General features: G+C 69.1%; 17 protein-coding genes and 1 CRISPR repeat array (1 of these 18 cut by a window edge). Of the genes, 11 read left to right on the top strand and 6 right to left on the bottom strand.

Features of this window, described 5'->3' with window-relative positions; all coding sequences use genetic code 11:
• The first annotated feature begins 111 nt into the window (after window positions 1-111).
• Both BQ7106_RS01135 and BQ7106_RS01130 read left to right on the top strand, forming a co-directional pair.
• Entirely contained in the window at window positions 112-1320 is a 1209-nt protein-coding gene (locus BQ7106_RS01135) for an MFS transporter (RefSeq protein ID WP_072369979.1), read from the top strand.
• A 138-nt stretch (window positions 1321-1458) separates the two neighbouring features.
• On the top strand, window positions 1459-2466 hold the full coding sequence (locus BQ7106_RS01130) for a dipeptidase (protein ID WP_072369976.1): 1008 nt from the start codon (window positions 1459-1461) through the stop codon (window positions 2464-2466).
• Window positions 2467-2584: 118 nt separating this feature from the next.
• Here BQ7106_RS01130 and BQ7106_RS01125 read toward each other — a convergent pair whose 3' ends face one another.
• The 4 genes from BQ7106_RS01125 to BQ7106_RS01110 are packed head-to-tail and all read right to left on the bottom strand — an operon-like array spanning window position 2585 to window position 5560.
• Window positions 2585-3127 (bottom strand): ECF transporter S component, encoded by a 543-nt coding sequence (locus tag BQ7106_RS01125; RefSeq protein WP_072370557.1) that lies wholly within the window; start codon window positions 3125-3127, stop codon window positions 2585-2587.
• Between the two features lie 5 nt (window positions 3128-3132).
• Window positions 3133-3855, bottom strand: coding sequence for an energy-coupling factor transporter transmembrane component T family protein (locus BQ7106_RS01120; RefSeq protein WP_072369973.1), 723 nt, complete (start codon window positions 3853-3855; stop codon window positions 3133-3135).
• Window positions 3852-4691, bottom strand: coding sequence for an energy-coupling factor ABC transporter ATP-binding protein (locus BQ7106_RS01115; RefSeq protein WP_159431253.1), 840 nt, complete (start codon window positions 4689-4691; stop codon window positions 3852-3854). Before BQ7106_RS01115 ends, BQ7106_RS01120 begins: the two co-directional genes overlap by 4 nt.
• Window positions 4688-5560: an ATP-binding cassette domain-containing protein gene (locus BQ7106_RS01110; RefSeq protein ID WP_072369967.1), complete on the bottom strand. Its 873-nt coding sequence runs from the start codon at window positions 5558-5560 to the stop codon at window positions 4688-4690. The genes BQ7106_RS01115 and BQ7106_RS01110 overlap by 4 nt, the downstream gene beginning before the upstream one ends.
• Window positions 5561-5750: 190 nt before the next feature.
• On the opposite strand from BQ7106_RS01110, the gene BQ7106_RS01105 reads away from it, so the two are divergent.
• The 5 genes from BQ7106_RS01105 (at window position 5751) to BQ7106_RS01085 (ending at window position 13732) form a co-directional block, all read left to right on the top strand.
• On the top strand, window positions 5751-6563 hold the full coding sequence (locus tag BQ7106_RS01105) for an FAD binding domain-containing protein (protein ID WP_072369964.1): 813 nt from the start codon (window positions 5751-5753) through the stop codon (window positions 6561-6563).
• A gap of 2 nt (window positions 6564-6565) precedes the next feature.
• On the top strand, window positions 6566-9370 hold the full coding sequence (locus tag BQ7106_RS01100) for a molybdopterin-dependent oxidoreductase (protein WP_072369961.1): 2805 nt from the start codon (window positions 6566-6568) through the stop codon (window positions 9368-9370).
• A 314-nt stretch (window positions 9371-9684) separates the two neighbouring features.
• Entirely contained in the window at window positions 9685-11415 is a 1731-nt protein-coding gene (locus BQ7106_RS01095) for an ABC transporter ATP-binding protein (protein WP_072369958.1), read from the top strand.
• On the top strand, window positions 11412-13169 hold the full coding sequence (locus BQ7106_RS01090) for an ABC transporter ATP-binding protein (RefSeq protein WP_072369955.1): 1758 nt from the start codon (window positions 11412-11414) through the stop codon (window positions 13167-13169). Before BQ7106_RS01095 ends, BQ7106_RS01090 begins: the two co-directional genes overlap by 4 nt.
• Window positions 13170-13243: 74 nt before the next feature.
• On the top strand, window positions 13244-13732 hold the full coding sequence (locus BQ7106_RS01085; RefSeq protein WP_072369952.1) for a hypothetical protein: 489 nt from the start codon (window positions 13244-13246) through the stop codon (window positions 13730-13732).
• A gap of 100 nt (window positions 13733-13832) precedes the next feature.
• On the opposite strand, the gene BQ7106_RS01080 is transcribed toward BQ7106_RS01085, so the two are convergent.
• Window positions 13833-14045 carry a hypothetical protein gene (locus tag BQ7106_RS01080; protein ID WP_072369949.1) on the bottom strand — a complete coding sequence of 71 codons (213 nt, stop codon included), beginning with the start codon at window positions 14043-14045 and terminating at the stop codon, window positions 13833-13835.
• Window positions 14045-14395, bottom strand: a complete 351-nt coding sequence (locus BQ7106_RS01075; RefSeq protein WP_072369946.1) for a tautomerase family protein — start codon at window positions 14393-14395, stop codon at window positions 14045-14047. The genes BQ7106_RS01080 and BQ7106_RS01075 overlap by 1 nt, the downstream gene beginning before the upstream one ends.
• Window positions 14396-14588: 193 nt before the next feature.
• Here BQ7106_RS01075 and BQ7106_RS01070 point away from each other — a divergent pair, with 193 nt between their 5' ends.
• The 4 genes from BQ7106_RS01070 (at window position 14589) to cas9 (ending at window position 19522) form a co-directional block, all read left to right on the top strand.
• Entirely contained in the window at window positions 14589-14921 is a 333-nt protein-coding gene (locus BQ7106_RS01070) for an HIRAN domain-containing protein (protein ID WP_072369943.1), read from the top strand.
• Window positions 14922-15160: 239 nt separating this feature from the next.
• Window positions 15161-16051, top strand: coding sequence for a type II CRISPR-associated endonuclease Cas1 (cas1, locus tag BQ7106_RS01065; RefSeq protein ID WP_072369940.1), 891 nt, complete (start codon window positions 15161-15163; stop codon window positions 16049-16051).
• 8 nt (window positions 16052-16059) lie between these two features.
• Window positions 16060-16383, top strand: a complete 324-nt coding sequence (gene cas2, locus BQ7106_RS01060; protein ID WP_072369937.1) for a CRISPR-associated endonuclease Cas2 — start codon at window positions 16060-16062, stop codon at window positions 16381-16383.
• Window positions 16384-16504: 121 nt separating this feature from the next.
• Entirely contained in the window at window positions 16505-19522 is a 3018-nt protein-coding gene (cas9, locus tag BQ7106_RS01055) for a type II CRISPR RNA-guided endonuclease Cas9 (protein WP_072369933.1), read from the top strand.
• Between the two features lie 50 nt (window positions 19523-19572).
• Window positions 19573-20656: a CRISPR direct-repeat array (repeat unit 36 nt; unit sequence GTCTTGAGCACGCACCCTTCCCCAAGGTGATACGCT) (it continues 4369 nt past the right edge of the window).

Here is a 20656-nt window from a genome sequence, read left to right as displayed (position 1 = left end):
GAGTACGAGAAATACTAGCATATTGTCATAGTATCTATCATTTTGCGCGTATACGCTCTCTGGCGACTGAGCTACACTAGGCGCGTCCTGACCTGCCAGAGAGGACGTGCCGTGACCTCCCCCACTCCCAACCCGCTCCGGGCGTCCGTGCCCGTCCGGGAGCTCCTACCGCTCCTGGCCCTCACGCTCTCCGCGTTTCTCCTTAACACGTCGGAGTTCGTACCCATAGGGCTTCTGACGGACATAGCGGGGGCCTTCGGGCTCTCCGAGTCCGGCGCGGGCATGATGATCTCCCTTTATGCCTGGGCGGTCGCGGCGCTCTCGCTCCCTCTCATGATGGTGGCGAGCCGCGTCTCTCCCAAGGCGATCATCACCGCGGTGCTCACCCTCTTCTGCGCAGGCCAGGTCGCCTCGGCCCTTGCCCCCACCTTCGAGCTGCTCGTGATGGCGCGACTCATGGTGGCAGCCTCCCACGCCGTCTTCTGGTCCGTGGCGTCCCCCTTCGCCGTACGCGTGGCGGCACCGGAGCACTCCTCGCTCGCCATGTCCATGATCGTCACGGGAACCTCCGTCGCCATGATCTTCGGGCTTCCGCTTGGTCGCGCCCTGGGTATCGCCCTTGGCTGGCGCATGGCCTTCGCGTGCGTGTGCGCGATGGGCCTCGTGGCGCTCGCCGGGCTCGCCGCCTTCTTCCCGCGCCTTCAGAAGGGCGAGCCGTTCGGCATCTCCCGCCTTCCCGAGCTTGGTCGCAACCGCGCGCTCGTGGGCCTCTACGTGGCGACCGTCCTCTTTGCCACGGGCTACTACACCGCCTACAGCTACATCGAGCCCTTCCTTCAGCAAGTCGCAGCCCTGCCGGACGGGCTCATCACCGGTGCGCTCACCGTCTTTGGCGTGGCGGGGCTGGCCGGCAGCTGGCTCTTCGCGCGCCTCTTCGATGCGCATCGCACGGCCTTTCTCTCGGCCGCCATGATGGGAATCACCGTTGCCCTGCTCGCGCTCGCGCCGCTCTGCGGATGGCCCGCAGGGCCGTTTGTCTGCTGCATCGTCTGGGGGGCCTCCGCCACGGCATTCAACGTGGCAGCCCAAGCGGAGGTCATCCGCACGACCTCCGAGGAGGCCTCTCCCGTGGCCATGTCCGTCTTCTCGGGTCTCTTCAACGTCGGGATCGGCCTGGGGTCGGTCGTGGGAGGCGTCGTGTGCGACGGCCCCGGCATCGCCCTTGTGGGTGCGGTCGGCGGCGCCGTGGCATCGGCGGGAGCCCTGCTGTGCGTCTGCTGGCTGGGGCCCGAACTCCAGCGTGCGGGACGCAGGGCGTGAGGCGGACGGCGGACGGCCCGCTTCCCACCCCTCGTCACGAGCGCACGAGAAGACCCTCCTGGCCGAGTCGCCGGGGCCCCTCGCGCGCCCGTGACAGTGATAGACTTTCCCGCGCACCCGAGTCCAAAGGAGCGACAGATGCCCCATCCCGTCTTTGACCTGCACTGCGACACGGCTGACCGCCTGTCGTGGCACACCCTTCCCGCCGACATCCGTGCCACCTGCAAGATGGACTACTACGGCCCCGAGGACGAGGCCGACCCGGCGGGCTGCGAGCGGCTCGCGCGTAACCACTGCCACCTCTCGATCGAGGCGACGGTCGGCACGCCCTGGGCCCAGTGCATGGCGTGCTTCGTCCCCGACCAGCTCGACCCCGAGCAGGCCGCCCGCTTTGGCGACCACGTCCTCGGCTACGTCGAGCGGGAGGTCGCGGCGAGCGCGGGGGCGGCCCGCCTCGCCTCCTCCGTCGATGAGATTCGCGCCGGCCTCGCCGCGGGAGGGTTCGTCGCGGTGCGCACCATCGAGAACGCGCGGATGTTCGCCGCCGACCCCGGCCTCGTCGAGCGGCTCGCGCGACGCGGGGTCGTCATGGCATCGCTCTCGTGGAACGCCTCGGGGCCGCTCGCGAGCGGACACGACTCGCACGACGGGCTGACGCCCGCCGGGGTCGAGGCGATCTCGCTCATGGAGCGGGCGGGCATGGCGCTCGACGTCTCCCACCTCAACGACGAGTGCTTCGCCGACGTGTGCGCGCACGCCACGCGCCCCTTCGCGGCGAGCCACTCGAACTCGCGGGCGGTCTGCGGCCACCCCAGGAACCTCACCGACGACCAGTTCCGCGCGATCTGCGAGCGCGGGGGCGTCGTCGGCCTCAACTACTGCCGCGACTTCATTCGCGAGGACGGCGTCGACCCCGACTTCGACGACGTCGCTGCCCACGTCGAGCACTGGCTCGATCTCGGGGGCGAGGACGCGGTGGCGCTCGGGAGCGACTATGACGGCACCGACGTCCCCGGCTTTCTCGACGGGGCGCGGAGCATGCCCGCGTTCCAGGAGATGCTCGAGCGCCGCTTCGGGGAGACGGTCACGGCGAAGCTCTGCGCCGGCAACGCGCTCGCGTTCCTCGAGCGCGTCGAGCGCGGGTAGCCTTCGCGGGACCCCGGAGGCGGGGAATCGCCTCGCGCGGGCGCACACCGAGACGCGCCCCGCGGGACCCGGCGTCCGGGCGGCCCGCGGGGCGCGTCTCGGTGCGGCGGTGCCTCGGCTACGCGCTCTTCTCCGGGTAGCGCGGCGGCACGAGGCCGGCGCGCTCGAGCGAGACCACGATCGGCACGACCACCGCGAGCTGCAGCACGATGCCCACGAGGCTCGTCGCGAAGGAGGCGGCGACCCAGGCCTCGAGCGAGTAGGCGCCCGGCGAGAAGATCAGCGCGCGCAGCACGCCGTTGACCACGCGCCCCGCGACCATGGCGCCGACGAGCGAGATGTAGAGGTCGGCGGTGACGCGGCCGGTGCGCACGTACCTGGCGAGCAGCCCCGAGACGAGGCCGTAGGTGAGGAGCTCGCAGGTCATGGGAGGCAACATCGGCGCCGGGGGCATGCCCGTCAGGACGCCGGAGAGCACGGGTCCCAGGATGCCCGTCACGGCACCGGCGACGGGACCGGCGACGAGGCCGGAAATCATGACGGGGATGTGCATGGGCAGCCAGGTGGCCCCGGCGTTGGGGATGGAGTGGAAGGCCATCGGCAGCACGATGCACAGGGCCGCGCAGACCGCGGCGATGACGATTCTCTTGACCTGACTCATGGGCGTCACTCCCTTTCCTCCCCGCGGTCGGCCGGGCGCCCCGGGGAAATTCGGTACCCGCGCGCCTCCATGGCGACGGACAGCTCGTCGGCGCGCCGGAGCGCGGAGACGAAGATAGGCACGAGCAGCCGCACATAACTGACGACGCGTTGCATAATACCATGAGAAGCGACGCTACCACAACGTATAGTCTGCGCACGCATGAGCTGCCGGCTCTCGCGCAGCAGCGTCGGCACGAACTGGACGGTCACGCCCACCGCGAGCGCCGCCGCCTCGACGGGCAGGCCCAGGCGAGCGAGCGGGCGCAGGGCGGAGCGGACCCCGTCGACGAGCTCCTGCGGGCGCGTGGTCGCGGTGAGCAGCGTGCCCAGGACCACGACGAGCAGGGTCCGCGCCACGACGCGCGCGCCCTGCGAGAGGCCCGCCCACGTGAGGTGAAGCGGCCCCAGGTCCCAGAGCGCATCCTCGGCGCTGAAGAGCAGCGCGTTCATGACCAGCACCGCGAGCAGGAACCACCGAAGGCCCCAGGCCGCGCGACCCGCCGCGCGCCACCCCACGCGCGAGACGCCGACGAGGGCGGCGACGAGGGCGGCGACGAGGGCCAGCTCGAGCGGCGTCGTCGCCAGGACGACGAGCGCCACGAGGGCGAGAAGCCCGGCGAGCTTCGCCGCGGGCCGCGCGCGGTGCAGCGGCGAGTCGGCCCACACGTACCCCCCGATCGCCCTCATGCGCGCCCCCTCCCCCGCACGATGGCCCGGGCGAGCTCCTCCGCGTCGAGGGGGAGCCCCTCCACCGCGACGCCCGCTCGCCTGAGCGCCGCCGCCGCGCGAGCCGCGCACGACGCCTCGAGCCCGTGGTCGCGCATGAGCGCCGCGTCCCCCAGGAGCTCCCGGGCGGGTCCGTCGAGCGTCACGCGCCCGCCCTCGAGGCACACAACGCGGTCCGCGACCTCTGCGAGCGCATTGGCGTCGTGGCTCGCCATGACGACGGTTGCCCCCTCGTCGGCCGCGGCGCGCACCGCGGCAAGGCACGCCTCGCGCGCCCGCGGGTCGAGCCCCGCCGTCGGCTCGTCGAGGAGCAGGAGCGCCGGGCGAACGGCGAGCACGGAGGCGATGGCCACGCGGCGCTGCTGGCCCCCGGAGAGGGCGAACGGCGAGCGACGACCGAGCTCGTCGAGCGAGAGCCCCATGAGGTCGAGGGCCCACGCGGAGCGCTCCCGGGCCTCGGAGGAGGACGCCCCGCGCGCTCGGAGCCCGAAGGAGACCTCCTCTTCCACGGTCGGCTCGAAGAACTGGCGCTCGGGAATCTGGAAGACGAGCCCCGCCGATGCGCCGAGGAGCCGCCCTCCCGCGCCCCGCGCCGCGTCGAGGCCGTCCGCGAGCACCCTCCCCGAGTCGGGGGCGAGCACGCCGGCCACGGCCTCGAGCAGGGTGGTCTTCCCGGACCCGGTCTGCCCCATGAGGCCGGTGACCCCGCCCGAGAACTCGAGCGAGACGCCCTCGAGCGCCCGGGTGCGCCCTCCCGAGGCGTCCTCGAACGAGACGCAGACCTTGTCGAGCGTCACCCGCACAGCGCGCTCACCAGGCCCTCGACCGTGACCGGGGCGGGACCGTCGGCGGCGCCCATGCGGACGAGCTCCGCCCACGTGCGCGCCGCGAGGGGCTGCTCGAGGCCGGCGCGCTCGAGCAGCGCCGCGTCGGTCAGCACGTCCGCGGGGGCGCCCGACGCGAGAACCTCGCCCGCTCCCATGACCACCACGCGGTCCGCGCGCGCGGCGAGCTCCATGTCGTGCGTCACCCAGACGACGGTGGCGCCGAGCTCGCGGCGGACGCGCTCGACGGCGGCCATGAGCTCGTCGCGGCCCCGCGGGTCGATCATGGACGTCGCCTCGTCGAGGACGACGACCTCCGGGCCGCTCGCGAGCACCCCCGCGAGCGCGACGCGCTGCTGCTGCCCGCCCGAGAGCGCGTGCACGTCGCGCCGCTCGAAGCCCTCGAGCCCCACGGCACGGAGCGCCTCGAGGGCCGCCTCGCGGGCGCGCTCGCCCCCTGCTCCGAAGTTCTCGGGGCCAAAGGCGACGTCCTCCCCCACGACGGACGACACGAACTGGTTCTCGGGGTTCTGGAACACCATCCCGCAGGCGCGGCGCAGCTCCCAGAGGGTGCTCGGGTCCGACGCGTCGAGCCCCGCCACCCGAAGCGCCCCGGCCTGCAGCCCGACGAGGGCGTTGAGGTGGCGGGCGAGCGTCGTCTTGCCCGACCCGTTCTCCCCGACGACGGCGACGAGCTCCCCGCGGCGCACGTCGAGGTCCACGTCGCGCAGGTCGGGGCGCGCGGGCACGTAGGCGTGACGGATGCCGCGCGCCTCGATGACGCGGTCCTCGTCGCACCGGGCGCCCCCGGCGGCGGAGCCCTCGTCCTTCTCCCCGCGCATGTCCCACCCCCTTTATTGACAAACGGTCGCCTATTTTATCGCATGAGCGCCGGCAAGGTCGCGCGCGGCGGCCGGCCGGGCGAACGACGTCCGCTCCGTTGTGCACCCAAAAGTGCAACGCTTCACGCGGACGGGCCGTCTACCTGCGGTATCATGGGGTATTCCCAGAACATAACCCCAAGGAGGACACGTGCTCACGTTCGAGAAGTACGTCTGCCCCGCCACCCCGCGGGAGGCCTACGACCTCCTGCAGGAGAACCGGCTCGCCACCGTCATCGGAGGCATGATGTGGCTGCGCCTCGCGGACCGCACCGCGCCGCTCGGCATCGACCTCTCGCGCTGCGGGCTGGACGAGGTCGAGGAGACGCCGGACGCCTTCAGGATCGGCGCCATGGTCACGCTCGGGCAGCTGGAGCGCCACGAGCGCTTCTCCGCCGCGACCTGCGGCATCTTCGCCGAGGCGGTGCGCGACGTCGTGGGCACCCAGTTCAGGAACCTCGCCACGGTGGGCGGCTCGGTCTACGCGCGCATGGGCTTCTCGGACGTCGTGTGCGCGCTGCTCGCGCTCGACGCCGAGGTCGAGCTCGAGGGGGCCGGCGTCGTGCCCATCATCCCGTTCGTGGAGCGCGGGGCGAGGGGCGACATCCTCACGCACGTGATCGTGCGCAAGCATCGCTACCAGGGCGCCTTCGAGTCCGTCCGCAACGCGGCGACGGACTTCTCGGCACTGAACGCCGCGGCCGCCTGCTGGCAGGGGTCGTGGCACGTCGCGGTGGGCGCGCGCCCCAAGAAGGCCGCGCTGCTCACGGGCGGCGAGCGCACCCCGCTGCGCCGCGACTTCTCCCCCGCCGAGCTCGACGCCGTCTGCGAGCTCGCCGAGGGCCTCGACTACGGCTCCGACCTGCGCGGAACCGCCGAGTGGCGCCGCGCCGTGGCGCCGGCGCTCATCCGCCGCGCCGTCAGGCGAGCCGCCGACAAGCCCCGCGCCGACAAGGAGGCCTAAGCATGCTCGTCACCCTCACCCTGAACGGCGCGCGCCTCGAGCGGGACGTGCGGCCGGACATGACCCTCTTCGACTTCTGCCGAGCGCACGGGCTCAAGTCCGTGAAGTGCGCCTGCGAGACCTCCAACTGCGGCCTGTGCACGGTGCTGCTGGACGGCGAGCCGGTGCTCTCGTGCTCGGTCCCCATGGCGCGCGTCGACGGCCGCGAGGTCACCACGCTCGAGGGCATGCGCGACGGACGCCGGGAGCTGCTCGCCCGCTGCCTCGCCGAGGAGGGCGCGGAGCAGTGCGGCTTCTGCGCGCCGGGCACGGAGATGGCCGTGCTCGCGCTCGACGCCGCGAACCCGGGCGCCACCGACGAGGAGGTCCGCCGCTACCTCTCGGGCAACCTCTGCCGCTGCTCGGGATACGCGAGCCAGATGCGCGCGGTGCGCCGCTTCCTCGCCCGCCACGACAACGGCGGCGAGCTGCCGCCGCGCGCGGTGCCCGACGACTCCGTGACCGAGTCCGGCGAGCGCCACGCCCAGATCGCGCGCCCGGTGGCGAAGAAGGACTCCGACGCCCTGCTGGCCGGGCGCCCCGTCTACACGGCCGACCTCGCCCCCGAGGGCGCGCTCGTGGTGAAGCTCGTCCGCAGCCGCCACGCGCACGCCCTGGTCACGGACATCGACCTCGAGGCAGCCCGCGCGCTCCCCGGCGTCGTGGCCGTCTTCGGGCCGGACGACGTCCCGCACAGGCGCTTCACGCTCGCGGGCCAGTCCTTCCTCGAGCCGAGCCCCTACGACACCGTTCTTCTCGACCGCCACGTTCGATACGTGGGCGACGAGGTGGCGATGGTCGTGGCCGAGGACGAGGCCTCCGCATCCGCCGCGGTGCGCGCCGTCAAGGTGACCTACGAGCAGCTCCCCGCCATCGTGAGCGTCGAGGACGCGCTCGACAACCCCACCGTCATCCACGACGAGGACGACTGGGCCGCCGGCTCCGACACGTCCGGGGACCCTTCGCGCAACCTCGTGGCGCACGGCCAGCGCGTCCACGGCGACCTCGACGCCGCCCTCGCCTCCTCCGACGTGGTGATCGAGCGCACCTATCGCACCCAGGCCACCCAGCAGGCCATGATGGAGACGTTCCGCTCCTTCGCCTACACCGACGCCTTCGGACGGCTCACCGTGGTGAGCTCCACGCAGGTGCCCTTCCACATCCGTCGGCAGGTCGCCACGGCGCTGGGGATCCCCAAGAGCCAGGTGCGCGTGATCAAGCCGCGCGTGGGCGGCGGCTTCGGCGCCAAGCAGAGCGGGTGCAACGAGGCCTTCGCCGCGTGGGCCGCGCTCGCCACCGGGCGCCCCTGCGTGTGCACCTACACGCGCGAGGAGACCATGTGCTGCTCGAACACCCGCCACGAGATGGTGATGCGGGTGCGCGTGGGCGCCACGCGCGACGGCGAGATCCGCGCCATCGACCTCCACGCGCTCTCGAACGCCGGCGCGTACGGCTACCACGGCACCACCACGGTGACGCTCGTGGGCGGCAAGGCGCTGCCCATCTACAACCACGCCGCGGCGAGCCGCTTCACCTACGACGTGGTCTACACCAACACCACCCCGGGCGGTGCGTACCGCGGCTACGGGGCGACGCAGGGCTGCTTCGCCGTGGAGTCGGCCGTCAACGAGCTCGCCGACGAGCTCGGCATAGACCCGTGCGAGCTGCGCCTCAAGAACCTGGTCAAGCCAGGGGAGACCCTCTGGCAGCTCAACGACGAGAAGCTCCACAGCTGCCGGCTCGACGAGTGCCTCGGGCGCGCCATGGAGATGGTGGGCTGGGGCGACCGGCCCCTCTCGGAGGACCTCGGCGACCGCGTGCGCGGCATCGGCGTCGCCCTCACGATGCAGGGCTCCGGCATCGCCAACGTCGACATCGCCAACGTCGACATCCGCCTCGAGGACGACGGCTTCTACGTGCTGTCCATCGGCGCCACCGACGTGGGGACCGGCGCCGACACGATCCTGGCCCAGATGGCGGCCGAGGCCCTGGGCTGCGACGTCGACCGCGTCGTCACCAAGGGCGTCGACACCGACACCTCCCCCTTCGACACGGGCGCCTACGCGTCCTCGGGCACCTACACCACCGGCGGCGCCGTCGTGCGCGCGGCCGAGGACCTCGTGCGACAGATTCGCGAGCAGGCGGCGAGCTGGTGGGGCGTCGACGCGGCTGACGTGGAGTTCGACGGCGAGCGCGTGTGGGCGCTCGGCTCGGGCGCCCCGGGCGACCCCGAGCACCAGATGAGCGTCGCAGCCATGGCGAACAAGATGATCGGCTTCGGGATGCAGCCCGGCATGCTCGAGGGCCACGGCTCCAACGCCCAGCCGACCTCCCCGCCGCCCTACATGGCCGGCATCGCCGAGGTCGAGGTCGACAAGGCGACGGGCAGGGTCACGGTCACCGACTACGCCGCCGTCGTGGACTGCGGCACCGTGATCAACCCGGCGCTCGCGCGCGTCCAGGCGGAGGGCGGCATCGCCCAGGGCATCGGGATGGCGCTCACCGAGGACGTGCTCCGCGACGAGCGGGGCAACCTACGCACGGGGTCCTTCATGACCTACAAGATCCCCACCCGCATGGACGTGCCCGAGCCGCGGGTCGAGTTCATGCCGAGCTTCGAGCCCACGGGGCCCTTCGGCGCGAAGTCCATCGGCGAGGTCGTGATCAACACCCCGTCGCCCGCCATCATGAGCGCCGTGGCGCACGCGACCGGCCGATACGTCCGCGACCTGCCCATCACGCCGAGCAAGGTGCTCCTCGGGGAGTAGCCCGCACGGCCTGGCCCCATTCCGTCCGCGGCCCGCACGTTGTTGACGTACGTGCGGGCCGCGGACGCTTCGGGGCCCGATTCCGACCGCAACCCGCACGTTCCCACAACACGTGCTGGCTGCGGACGTTCCGGGGCCCGATTCCGACCGCAACCCGCACGAACCCCAGACACGTGCGGGTTCCGGACGTTTCGGGGTCCCAAAGTGACCGCAGCCCGCACGTTCTTCTCGGCTGGCCTCCGCGCCCGACCGGCGCGGGACGGCCCCCTCCCGCGCTAGAATTGGGGGGCATCGAACGTTCTCGCGGAGGTCGCATGTTCAAGCTCAGGAGGTACCTCGCGGGCCACTACGCGGAGTGCGTGGTCGCGCCGCTGTTCAAGGGGCTCGAGGCGCTGCTGCAGCTCCTCGTCCCGCTCGTGATGGCGCAGGTCATCGACGTCGGCATCGCAAGCCGCGACGCCTCCTACGTGCTCGCCCACGGCGCGCTGCTCGCAGGCGTCGGCGTCTTCGCCTGGGTCATCTCGGTCACGGCGCAGTTCTTCTGCTCGCGCCTCGCCTCCGCCTTCGGGACCGCCATGCGCGACGACCTCTTCGCCCACGTCCTGACCCTCTCGCGCGCCGACGTCGAGCGCATCGGCCGCGCGAGCCTCGTGACGCGCATCACCAACGACTCCCAGCAGGTGCAGGACGGCCTCAACATGTTCTTCCGCCTCATCCTGCGCTCCCCCTTCGTCACCTTCGGGACGGTGGTCGCGGCGTTTCTCGTCGACGGCGTCGAGGGGGCGGCGCTTCTCGCCGCCGTCATCGTCTCGGGCGCCATAGTCATGGGCTTCATGCGCGTGACCACGGGCCGCTACCGCCAGATACAGCGGGGCCTTGACGACGTCCAGCTGCGCGTCGCCGAGAATCTTGAGGGCGTGCGCGTCCTGCGCGCCTTCCGCCGCGAGGAGAGCGAGCGCTCCGACTTCGCCGGCGTCGCCGGGGCGGTCCGCGACCGGCAGGTGACGACCGGCGACATCTCCGCGCTCGTGAACCCGCTCACCTACGTCGCCATCAACTGCGGGCTCATCGCCCTGCTGTGGCTCGGCGGGCCCCGCGTGAGCGCCGGGACGCTCACCCAGGGCCAGCTCGTGGCGCTCGTGAGCTACGTGAGCCAGGCGCTCGTCGAGCTCCTCAAGCTCACCAACCTCATCATGCTGCTCTCCAAGGCGTCCGCCTGCGCGCGGCGCGTCAACGAGGTCTTCGAGACCGAGCCCTCCATGGCCGACGGCCCGCTCGAGGCGGTCCTCGCGCCCGACCGCCCCGCCGTCGCCTTCGACGACGTGAGCTTCACCTACCCGGGGGGCGCCGGGAGCGCCCTCAGCCACGTGAGCTTCGAGCTCATGGCGGGGCGGACGCTCGGCGTCATCGGGGGCACGGGCTCGGGGAAGTCCACCCTCGCGAGCCTCGTCATGCGATTCTACGACGCCACGTCCGGCTCGGTCCGCGTGGGGGGCGTCGCCGTGCGCGACCTCACGCGTCAGAGCCTGCGGCGCGTGGTGTCCCTCGTCGAGCAGGGCGCCACGCTCTTCTCGGGGACCATCGAGTCCAACCTTCGCTGGGGCGGGCCCGACGCGGGCGAGAAGGACCTCGAGGCGGCGCTCTCGACCGCGCAGGCCGCGGGCATCGCGGGAGGAAGGGAGGACGGCCTCGCCGCGGAGGTCGAGCAGTTCGGGCGGAACTTCTCGGGCGGCCAGCGCCAGCGCCTCGCCGTCGCCCGGACCCTCGCGCGCAGGCCGGGCGTGCTCGTGCTCGACGACGCGTCCTCCGCGCTCGACTTCGCGACCGACGCGGCCCTGCGCCGGGCGCTGAGGCGCGACTGCTCGGGCGCCGCGGTCATCCTCATCTCCCAGCGCGTGACCACCGTGCGCCACGCCGACCAGATACTCGTCCTCGACGGGGGCAGGCAGGTGGGGCTCGGGTCGCACGAGGAGCTGCTCGAGCGCTGCCCCGTCTACCGGGAGATCTGCGAGTCCCAGCTCAGCTCCGAGGAGGTGGCGCGATGAGTCGCGAGGCGAAGCTCGCCGCGGACGGCACCGTCCGTCGCATCGCGAGGCTCTTCTCGGCAGAGCGCGGAAAGGTGGCCGCTGCCGCCGGCCTCACGGCCTGCGTGGTCGTGGGGACCCTCGCGCTGCCCGTGCTCTCGGGCCGGGCGGTCGACTGCGTGGCGGGGCCCGGCAGGGTCGACTTTGCCGGGCTGCACGAGACCCTCGCGCTCATCGCCGTCGCGCTCGCCGCCACGGCGTGCTGCCAGTGGGCGCTCAGCGCCGTCACCAACCGCCTCGCCTTCGGGGCCGCGCTCGAGCTGCGCCGGCGCGCCTTCGACCACCTGCAGGAGCTGCCCCTCTCCTACCTCGACGCGCACGGGCACGGCGACCTGGCGAGCCGCATCGTGACCGACGCCGACATGCTCACCAACGGCCTGCTCATGGCCTTCCAGCAGCTTCCGACCGGCGTCCTCACCATCGTGGTGACGCTCGCCTTCATGTTCGCGCTCAACCCGGCGATCGCCGCCGTGGTGGCACTTCTCACGCCCGTCTCGATCTTCACCGCCCGCTTCATCGCCACGCACAGCGCGCGGCACTTCTCGGGGCAGACGCGCCTGCGCGGAGAGCTCACCGCCTACGTGGAGGAGATGGTCGGGGGCATCTCGGCCGTCGAGACCTTCGAGGTCCAGGACCGTGTCCACGCTCGCTTCGCCGCGACGGACGCCGCGCTCGGACAGGAGAGCTTCAAGGCCGTGTTCTTCTCGTCGCTCGTGAACCCGACCACGCGCTTCGCCAACGCCCTCGTCTACGCCGCCATCGGCATCTTCGGGGCGTTCGTCGCCATGTCGGGCGGCATCACCGTGGGTGGCCTCTCGGCCTTCCTCGGCTACGCGGACCAGTACGCCAAGCCCTTCAACGACATATCCGGCGTCGCCACCGAGCTGCAGAACTGCGTCGCCTGCGCGCGCCGCCTCTTCGACCTGCTCGACGAGCCCGCAGAGGACGCCGACGCCCTGGGCGCCGTCGCGCTCGCGGAGCCGCACGGCGAGGTGCGGCTCGACCACGTCGCCTTTGGCTACGACCCGGGCCGCCCGGTGCTGCGCGACGTGGACCTCGCGGTGCGGCCCGGCACGAGGGTCGCCCTCGTGGGCGAGACGGGCTGCGGCAAGACCACCCTCATCAACCTGCTCATGCGGTTCTACGACGTAAGCGGCGGCGCGGTGGTCGTGGACGGGCACGACGTGCGCGAGCTCGAGCGCGAGAGCCTGCGCGCCGGGTGGGGCATGGTCCTGCAGGACACCTGGCTGCGCAGGGCGACGGTGCGCGAGAACGTGGCGATGGGAAGGCCCGACGCCACGCTCGAGGAGGTGCGCGCCGCCTGCCGCGAGGCGTACGCGGACGACTTCGTCATGCGGCTGCCGCAGGGCTACGACACGGTGCTCGACGGCTCCGCATCGCTCTCCGCGGGGCAGCGGCAGCTGCTGTGCATCGCGCGCGTCGTCCTCGCGCGGCCCGCCATGCTCATCCTCGACGAGGCGACGAGCAACATCGACACCCGAACCGAGCTCCTGGTCCAGCGCGCGCTGGCGCGGCTCATGGAGGGTCGCACGAGCTTCGTGGTGGCGCACCGGCTCTCCACCGTGCGCGACGCAGACCTCATCTGCGTGGTCGCAGACGGGCGCATCGCGGAGCGCGGCACGCACGAGGAGCTGCTTGCCGCGGGCGGTCGCTACCGAGCGATCTACGAGGCACAGTTCGCGCCGACGGAATAGCGGGCGCGGCGTCATATGATGGATGGGGCCGCAGTGACGCGGCCGCCACGTGGCTGGAGACAAGTGAGGTCGACATGCGGCAATCAAGGGCGTTCTGGGCGGCGTTCGCGCTGCTGACGGGGGCGACCTCGCTGAGCGCGGCCAACCCGTGCGTGGGGGTGTTCGCCGTCTTCTACCTGGCGCTGGCGCTCGTCTCGCTTGTCGCCTACCTCGTCATGCGCTCCGGCGCGCGTCGCCTCGCGTCCGCCGCCGGGCGCACGGCGACCGACGGCGCGGGGGCAATCGACCGCGATGCGACGCGCAGGGGCGTCAGCCACATGAGCCGCGCGCTCTTTGGCATGGTCGCGCTCCTGTCGGTGGTGGTCGCCGTTGCGACCCTGCTGCTCACGATGCTCGGGCTGGACCCGCGCTCCGGCGGGAGGGCGATGCTCCCGGTGCAGTTGGCGCCGTTCGACACGGCGTTCGACCTCTGGGCGGTCTCCGCCGTCATGGGCGTGGTGGGCGGCGTCCTGCTCGTCACGGCGGGCAAGGACGTGCGCGCCTGGCTCGGCTCCGTCGCGTAGGCGGGGCGGCGCCCGCACGCGACGAAGCCGCGCCGACTACACGCAGGTCCAGCCTCCGTCGATGTAGATGGCCTGCCCGGTGGCGTGGCTCGACACAACCCTACAGCCCGTGGGCGGAGAGGCGCGAGTCTATCTCCCTGAGCGTGACGCGAGCCGCGAAGAGCTGACGGTACGTTGCCGTCTTCACCTTGCCCGCGGCGGCGAGCTCGGACATCTTCTCCCTGGTGCTCGCCAGCTCGGCACGCACGTCGCGGGCAAAGGACTCGTAGGCCGCCAGGCGCTCGACGTCCTCCGCGCCCAGACCCTCCCCCATCAGAAGTTCGCCCCGTTCCACCCAAAGTTGGGCGTGGAGCCGTAGCTGAGGTAGATGCGCTCCGGGTCGACCCCGAGCGCGCGGGACACCACGGGGGTGACCTCCTCCGTGAAGCGCTCCCACGCGGCCGCCGGGACCTCGGAGCGCGCAAAGACGCTCACCTCGACGAGGGCGGAGGGCCTGGAGTCGTCCCCTCCAAAGTACATGGGGGCCGACTCGTCGAAGACGCACATGAGCCACGCCTCCGACTTGCCCGGAACGGCCTCGATGGCCTTGCCGTACGCGGCCTTGAGGACCTCGCGGGCCTCGACGGGGATGGGCTCGGAGCAGTGGGTGTGAACGACGGGCATGACGTCCTCCTATCCAAGGGCATCGGCTTTTGGGTGCGGGCGCGCGACGGCAATCCCGCTCGCCCGCCCTACCATTGGCATCATAATATCACAATACTAGAACATGTGTACGTGTCTTTTCTCATGACCGGAGACACTTATGTCCGGAGCGGCACCTACCATGTCCGCAGGGACGCCAGGGAAGGAGGAGCTCATGTACGAGCCGTCACGTCACATCGCCACGTTCAACATCGCCGGCTTCCAGCACTGGGACGGCGCCACGGTCATCGATCAGCTCAAGGTGGGGTCCCCGCTCCAGCTCGTCACGGAGCCGGACAACCCCCACGACTCGGAGGCCGTCGCGATTCGCTGGCAGGGGACAAAGCTCGGCTACGTCCCCTCGGGCGAGAACCACCTCCCGTCGCTGCTCCTCCACTATGGTCACGCCGGGGTGCTCGAGTGTCGCGTGCTCAAGGTCGACCCTTCGGAAAGCCCCTGGAAGCAGGTCATGGTCGGCCTCTACCTCACTGATGCCCGCGACACCTGACGGAGCGCGAGCGAGGGTCGAGAGCGGGGCGCGCAGCCCCTTTCGCTGACGCATTCCGACCGTCCGTAGAAAAGCGGCCAGATAAAAAGTTCGCCCCGCATCGTCCGAGGACGGTGCGGGGGTAACTTTACGGGTAAGTCAGATAGCTGACTTCCCTTGTCTGGAGCCGCACCCTTCCCCAAGGTGAGCCGCTCTAGGGATAGTCTAGCACCTCTTCTCCCCTAATGAGGCAACATTCTATGGCCGGCAGAACCGTTCTCATTCAGAGCAAGGCGCACCTCAGCATCCAAGACGGCATGCTCAGCGTGAGGACCGACAGGGGAGCGACGACGCTTCCCCTTGAGGAAATCTGGGTCGTCATCGTTGAGTCCCATCAAACCACGCTCACCACCGCCTGCCTGTCAAAGCTCAACGACGCCGGCATAGGCGTGATGATCTGCGGGGACGACCACATGCCCAATGGGCTGCTGCTCCCCATCGGCGCCCACTCTCGACACGCGGCAATCGTCGAGGACCAGCTGACCATGACAAAGCCGCTTACCAAGCAGCTCTGGAAACGGGTCGTGCGGGCAAAGATCCTCAACCAGGCAGCCGTTCTCGATGAGCTCGGCCTCCCCTCCGGCACGGTCCGTGCGTTTGCGAGCGACGTCCTCTCTGGCGACACGAGCAATCGCGAGGGAGCCGCCGCCTCGGCATACTTCCAAGTCCTCATCGAGCACGGAACGCGACGGAGCAGCGCGTACAGCTCCGCGCTTGACTACGGCTACGGCGTGCTCAGGGCGGGAATCGGACGCGCGGCGGTCGGAGGAGGCTGGCTCGTCTCTCGGGGTATCCATCACCATAGCGTCTACAACGCCTTCAATCTCGTCGACGACCTCATCGAGCCCTTCAGGCCGCTCGTCGACCTCCTCGTCATGACGTATCACGTCACCGATCCCCTGACTCCGCAGAGCAAGGCGCTCCTCGCGCGCGTGTTTGAGCACGTCATGGTCATGGATGGCAAGCGGTGCAGCTGCGTGCAGTGCATCGAGGTCATGTTCTCGTCACTGCGGTCCGCCGTCCTGGAAAGGAACGCCGGGAGGCTCCTGCTCCCCAGGCTCGACGGGCTCGAGACCGTGCCGATCGAATAGGAGCGGAGATGAGGGTCATGAGGCTGCTCGTGATGTTTGACCTCCCCACGGGGAGCAAGGCGGAGAGGCGCTCCTACGCGGAGTTCCGAAAGTTCCTCGTGAAGGACGGCTACCACATGGAGCAATTCTCCATCTACTCTCGCCTCCTCCTGACGCGCGAGTCGTCGGCGGCCCATGTCGAGCGGCTGAGATGCAACCTGCCCCCCGCCGGCGTCGTGACCGTTCTCGAACTCACCGAGAAGCAGTACTCAAGCAGGCTCAGGCTTCTCAACACCAATCCCCCGACCTCGTCCCACGACGAGCAAGGAGCCCAGCTCACCCTGGTCCTCTAAGCGGGGGACCCAAATGGCACGGCGACCCTTTCCAGCTCGCCACTGAGGGGTCTCTTGTGTCCGGTCCATGTCCTATGGTGGTACCGTAGCTCGAGTCAGCACTCTTTCAGATTGGATTGCCATGCAGCCTGAGTCCGTTCGCCTCTTTGGAAAGCTTGGGGTTCGCCGCTACCTCGTCCTTGGACTCGATCCCGGGGTCGCCAGCTGCGGCTTTTCTCTCATCGACCTCCACAACCACGAGATTCTCGAGATGGGGTCCCGTCTCTTCGACTCGCCCGTCGTCCCCAAGACGCAGCAGAGCAAGGCGGCGGTGCGACGGGGCTTCCGCTCAACCCGTCGCAACCTCGACAGGACGCAGAATCGTCTGAAGCACTGCCTTCGCCTCCTCAAGGAGCAGGGCCTCGTCCCCGCCGGCGCCACCCCCGAGTTCTTCCACACCGCAAAAGGCGACCAACCGCCCATCAGGCTGAGGGTCGCCGGACTCGACCGGCTTCTCACCGACCGCGAGTGGGCGATCGTCCTGTACTCGCTCTGCAAGCGCCGCGGCTACATACCCCACGGTGAGGGCGGGGAGGGTGACGTCGACAGCGCAAGCGAGGACGGAAAGGTCCTCAAGGCCATAAGCCAGAACAAGAAGCTTCTCGCGGAGAGCGGTGCCAGAACCGTCGGTGAGTGGCTTGCTACGCAGCCGCGCAGCAGGAACCGCTCCGGGGAGTACGACAAGTGCGTCACCCACGCACAGCTCACCGATGAGGTGCGCGCGCTGTTCAGCGCGCAGAGGTCCTTCGGAAGCACGTCTGCCACGGAGGATCTCGAGGACGCCTATCTTGAGGTCTTCGACTGGGAGAAGCCCCGCGACGCGTTCGACAGGCGAAGCTACGAGCTCGTCGGCAACTGCGTGTACTTCCCCGGCGAGAAGCGCGCGGCGCGCTGCACGCTCACGAGCGAGCTCGTCTCCGCATACGGCGCCCTCGGCAACGTCACAATTCAGTTCCCCGACGGCACGACGCGCCCGCTCACCGCAAAGGAGCGCGACACCTTCATCGACACGCTCTTCTCCCCCTCCGCGCTCAAGGGCAACAAGGAGTGCAAGGTCAAGTTCTCCGACATCAGAAGGCGCCTCGACCTCGACGCCCGGACCTCGTTCAAGGGCATCTCGTCTGATGACGAGAAGAACCGCGAGGTATACCGGCCGCAAGGCTGGAGAACGCTGCGAAAGACGCTCGGCTCCGAGGGGACGGCCCTGCTCACGAGGTTTCTCGCCGACCGCGACCTCGCGGACGCGACGATGGAGGCCGTCGCGTACTCCTCGTCCCTCCCCGTCTTGAGCTCGCGTCTCGAGGAGCTTGAGCTCACCGATGACGAGGTCGCCCTCGTCGAGCGCCTCCCCTACTCGAGCCGTGCCCTCAACGGATACGGGTCCCGCTCCAAGAAGGCGCTTGACCTGCTGCTGGGCGCCTTCGAGGAACCCGAGGTACTCACTCTCACGGACGCCGAGACGGCCACTGGCCTTGATGAGCTTCGCAAGCACGGCTCAGCCGGCATCGAGCGGTCGACAAAGCTGATGCCGTACGCCGCATGGATCGCCCTCACCGGCCGCACCAACAACAACCCCGTCGTCCTCAGGGCGATGGCTCAGATGCGCAAGGTCGTCAACGCCGTCTGTGGTGAATGGGGCGTCCCCAACGAGATTCACGTCGAGCTCGCCCGCGAGCTCGCGCTACCCAAGAAGGCCAAGGACTCCATCGCCCGTGCCAACCGTCAGAACGAGAAGGATAACGAGCGCATCAGGAAGCAGATCTCCGAACTCACGGGGCGAGACCACGACCGGATCAAGAACTCACTTGTGGCAAAGTGGCGCCTCTGGGAGGAGCAGGGGAACTGCGACATCTACACGGGCGAGAGAATCGACGCCCTGCGGCTCGTCAATGACGACACGTACACCCAGGTCGACCATATCCTCCCCTTCTCTCGCACGGGAGACAACTCGCGCCACAACAAGGTGCTCGTCCTTGCCCACAGCAACCAGCTCAAGCGCGAGCGGTCTCCCTTCGAGTGGATGACCTCCGAGGAGGCGGGCGCGCCCGACTGGAACTCCTTTGTCGCATCCGTCCAAGAGAACCGCAGGATCAGCCCGCGGAAGCGTGGCTTCCTCCTCGAGCGCGACCTCATGTCTAAGGAGGGCGACTTCCAAAGCAGGAACCTGACGGACACGGCCTACATGGCCCGCGAGGTCTGCGCCTATCTCTCGGACTGCCTCGCCTTCCCGAACGACGGCAGGAAGGTTCACGTCGTGCCGACCAAGGGCACCGCCTCGGCGTGGCTCAGAAGGTCCTGGGGGCTCAACTTCGGCATGGCGGGGGAGAAGGACCGCTCGGACGACCGTCACCACGCAACGGATGCGTGCGTGATTGCCGCGTGCTCTCGCTCGCTCGTCATTCAGACGGCAAAGCTCTCCGAGCACCACTACACGCTCAACGAGCAGGGTCGCGACGAGGCGCTTCTTGGGTCTATGCCCTGGCCATCCTTTGCCGATGACGTCCGACAGATGCGCGAGAAGGTCATCCCGACCAGGTTTGTCCCCCGCGTCGGGTCGGGCGAGCTCTTTGAGCAGACGATCTACTCCTATGTCGGAACCGACGACAAGGGCAAGGACCTTCTCTCGGCAAAGGGCGGCAAGCCGAAGCCCGCTGGCAACGCAGTTGTCTCCGATGACGAGAAGTCCGCCATCAAGGTCGGAGGAATGATCTGCCTGCGCCTCTGGCACGATGTCGATGCCAGAAAGGGGCGTGGCCAGTGGTACGCCGACCCGATCTACTATGCCGACCTACCGGCTCTGCGAAACGGGACGTATGTGCCGCGGATTGCCCAAGCGCATAAGGGGAGAAAGACTTGGAAGCCCATTCCTGAGCGGGTCCTTTCCGGCAAACCGATTTGTCTCTATCTCGGAGATGCGGTGCGGGTTGACCATGAGATCGGCAGATTTTCTGGCTTTGACATCGATGCAGCCAATTGGTCACTAAAGAGTATTTACTCTGGGGAGAAGATTTGTTTTCCTTCTATTGGAAAGATTGATAATATAACTTTTCCAATTAAAATCACAGAGGATATCCTTGGTAGATGTTGGGGAAATTTGTAGGCATACTTTGTGACCGTCTCTCTCTTGCGAGAGACGGTCACATTTCATCAGTCATTGCCACGCACCCTTCCCCAAGGTGATACGCTCCTCGCCTACGGCTTCACCGCCGAGGACGTGTCTTGAGCACGCACCCTTCCCCAAGGTGATACGCTGCGCCGCGCCGTCGAGATGACCGAGTACCTGTCTTGAGCACGCACCCTTCCCCAAGGTGATACGCTGATGCCCTCGGCCATGCCCTCCATTGTGTAGTCTTGAGCACGCACCCTTCCCCAAGGTGATACGCTACGGGTCTTGTACTTGCCCGTGCGCGGGTCGTCTTGAGCACGCACCCTTCCCCAAGGTGATACGCTTCTACGCTCGTGGGCATGCGTCAAGCTATCGGTCTTGAGCACGCACCCTTCCCCAAGGTGATACGCTGATGGCGCCGCACTTGTGGCACACCCGGCAGTCTTGAGCACGCACCCTTCCCCAAGGTGATACGCTTGGGCAAGGATAGGGGTGCAAGCACCCCTAGTCTTGAGCACGCACCCTTCCCCAAGGTGATACGCTGGCGCTCATGGCAGCGTCTGCCGAGCCGGAGTCTTGAGCACGCACCCTTCCCCAAGGTGATACGCTGGAGTCGGAGACGCAGGAGATCAAGCACGTGTCTTGAGCACGCACCCTTCCCCAAGGTGATACGCTAAATGAACGGGGTACCGACATGGCGAAATGTGTCTTGAGCACGCACCCTTCCCCAAGGTGATACGCTGGCGGTGCTCCCGCCGTACTGGAAGACGTTGTCTTGAGCACGCACCCTTCCCCAAGGTGATACGCTCTCGCAGGCACGGAGCACCTTGTTCTCGGAGTCTTGAGCACGCACCCTTCCCCAAGGTGATACGCTATCACCATGAGCGGCAGCTTCGTCACGGTCGTCTTGAGCACGCACCCTTCCCCAAGGTGATACGCTCCCGCTGTCCGACTCGGTGCAGGTCTACCTGTCTTGAGCACGCACCCTTCCCCAAGGTGATACGCTCTTGCTGCCGTCCATATCCACAAGCTCTATGTCTTGAGCACGCACCCTTCCCCAAGGTGATACGCTCTTGCTGCCGTCCATATCCACAAGCTCTATGTCTTGAGCACGCACCCTTCCCCAAG

This window comes from Thermophilibacter mediterraneus, assembly GCF_900119385.1.
GTDB classification, from domain to species: Bacteria; Actinomycetota; Coriobacteriia; order Coriobacteriales; family Atopobiaceae; genus Thermophilibacter; species Thermophilibacter mediterraneus.
Note: the sequence above shows the minus strand (reverse complement) of the source record. Positions and strands in the feature narration are given on the sequence as shown.

What these genes read in the sequence shown, in the direction of transcription:
- BQ7106_RS01130 (WP_072369976.1), top strand. Translation starts at nt 1,459, where the DNA reads ATGCCCCATCCCGTCTTTGACCTGCACTGCGACACGGCTGACCGCCTG.
- BQ7106_RS01125 (WP_072370557.1), bottom strand. Translation starts at nt 3,127, where the DNA reads ATGAGTCAGGTCAAGAGAATCGTCATCGCCGCGGTCTGCGCGGCCCTG.
- BQ7106_RS01120 (WP_072369973.1), bottom strand. Translation starts at nt 3,855, where the DNA reads ATGAGGGCGATCGGGGGGTACGTGTGGGCCGACTCGCCGCTGCACCGC.
- BQ7106_RS01110 (WP_072369967.1), bottom strand. Translation starts at nt 5,560, where the DNA reads ATGCGCGGGGAGAAGGACGAGGGCTCCGCCGCCGGGGGCGCCCGGTGC.
- BQ7106_RS01100 (WP_072369961.1), top strand. Translation starts at nt 6,566, where the DNA reads ATGCTCGTCACCCTCACCCTGAACGGCGCGCGCCTCGAGCGGGACGTG.
- BQ7106_RS01095 (WP_072369958.1), top strand. Translation starts at nt 9,685, where the DNA reads ATGTTCAAGCTCAGGAGGTACCTCGCGGGCCACTACGCGGAGTGCGTG.
- BQ7106_RS01090 (WP_072369955.1), top strand. Translation starts at nt 11,412, where the DNA reads ATGAGTCGCGAGGCGAAGCTCGCCGCGGACGGCACCGTCCGTCGCATC.
- BQ7106_RS01085 (WP_072369952.1), top strand. Translation starts at nt 13,244, where the DNA reads ATGCGGCAATCAAGGGCGTTCTGGGCGGCGTTCGCGCTGCTGACGGGG.
- BQ7106_RS01080 (WP_072369949.1), bottom strand. Translation starts at nt 14,045, where the DNA reads ATGGGGGAGGGTCTGGGCGCGGAGGACGTCGAGCGCCTGGCGGCCTAC.
- BQ7106_RS01075 (WP_072369946.1), bottom strand. Translation starts at nt 14,395, where the DNA reads ATGCCCGTCGTTCACACCCACTGCTCCGAGCCCATCCCCGTCGAGGCC.
- BQ7106_RS01070 (WP_072369943.1), top strand. Translation starts at nt 14,589, where the DNA reads ATGTACGAGCCGTCACGTCACATCGCCACGTTCAACATCGCCGGCTTC.
- cas1 (WP_072369940.1), top strand. Translation starts at nt 15,161, where the DNA reads ATGGCCGGCAGAACCGTTCTCATTCAGAGCAAGGCGCACCTCAGCATC.
- cas2 (WP_072369937.1), top strand. Translation starts at nt 16,060, where the DNA reads ATGAGGGTCATGAGGCTGCTCGTGATGTTTGACCTCCCCACGGGGAGC.
- cas9 (WP_072369933.1), top strand. Translation starts at nt 16,505, where the DNA reads ATGCAGCCTGAGTCCGTTCGCCTCTTTGGAAAGCTTGGGGTTCGCCGC.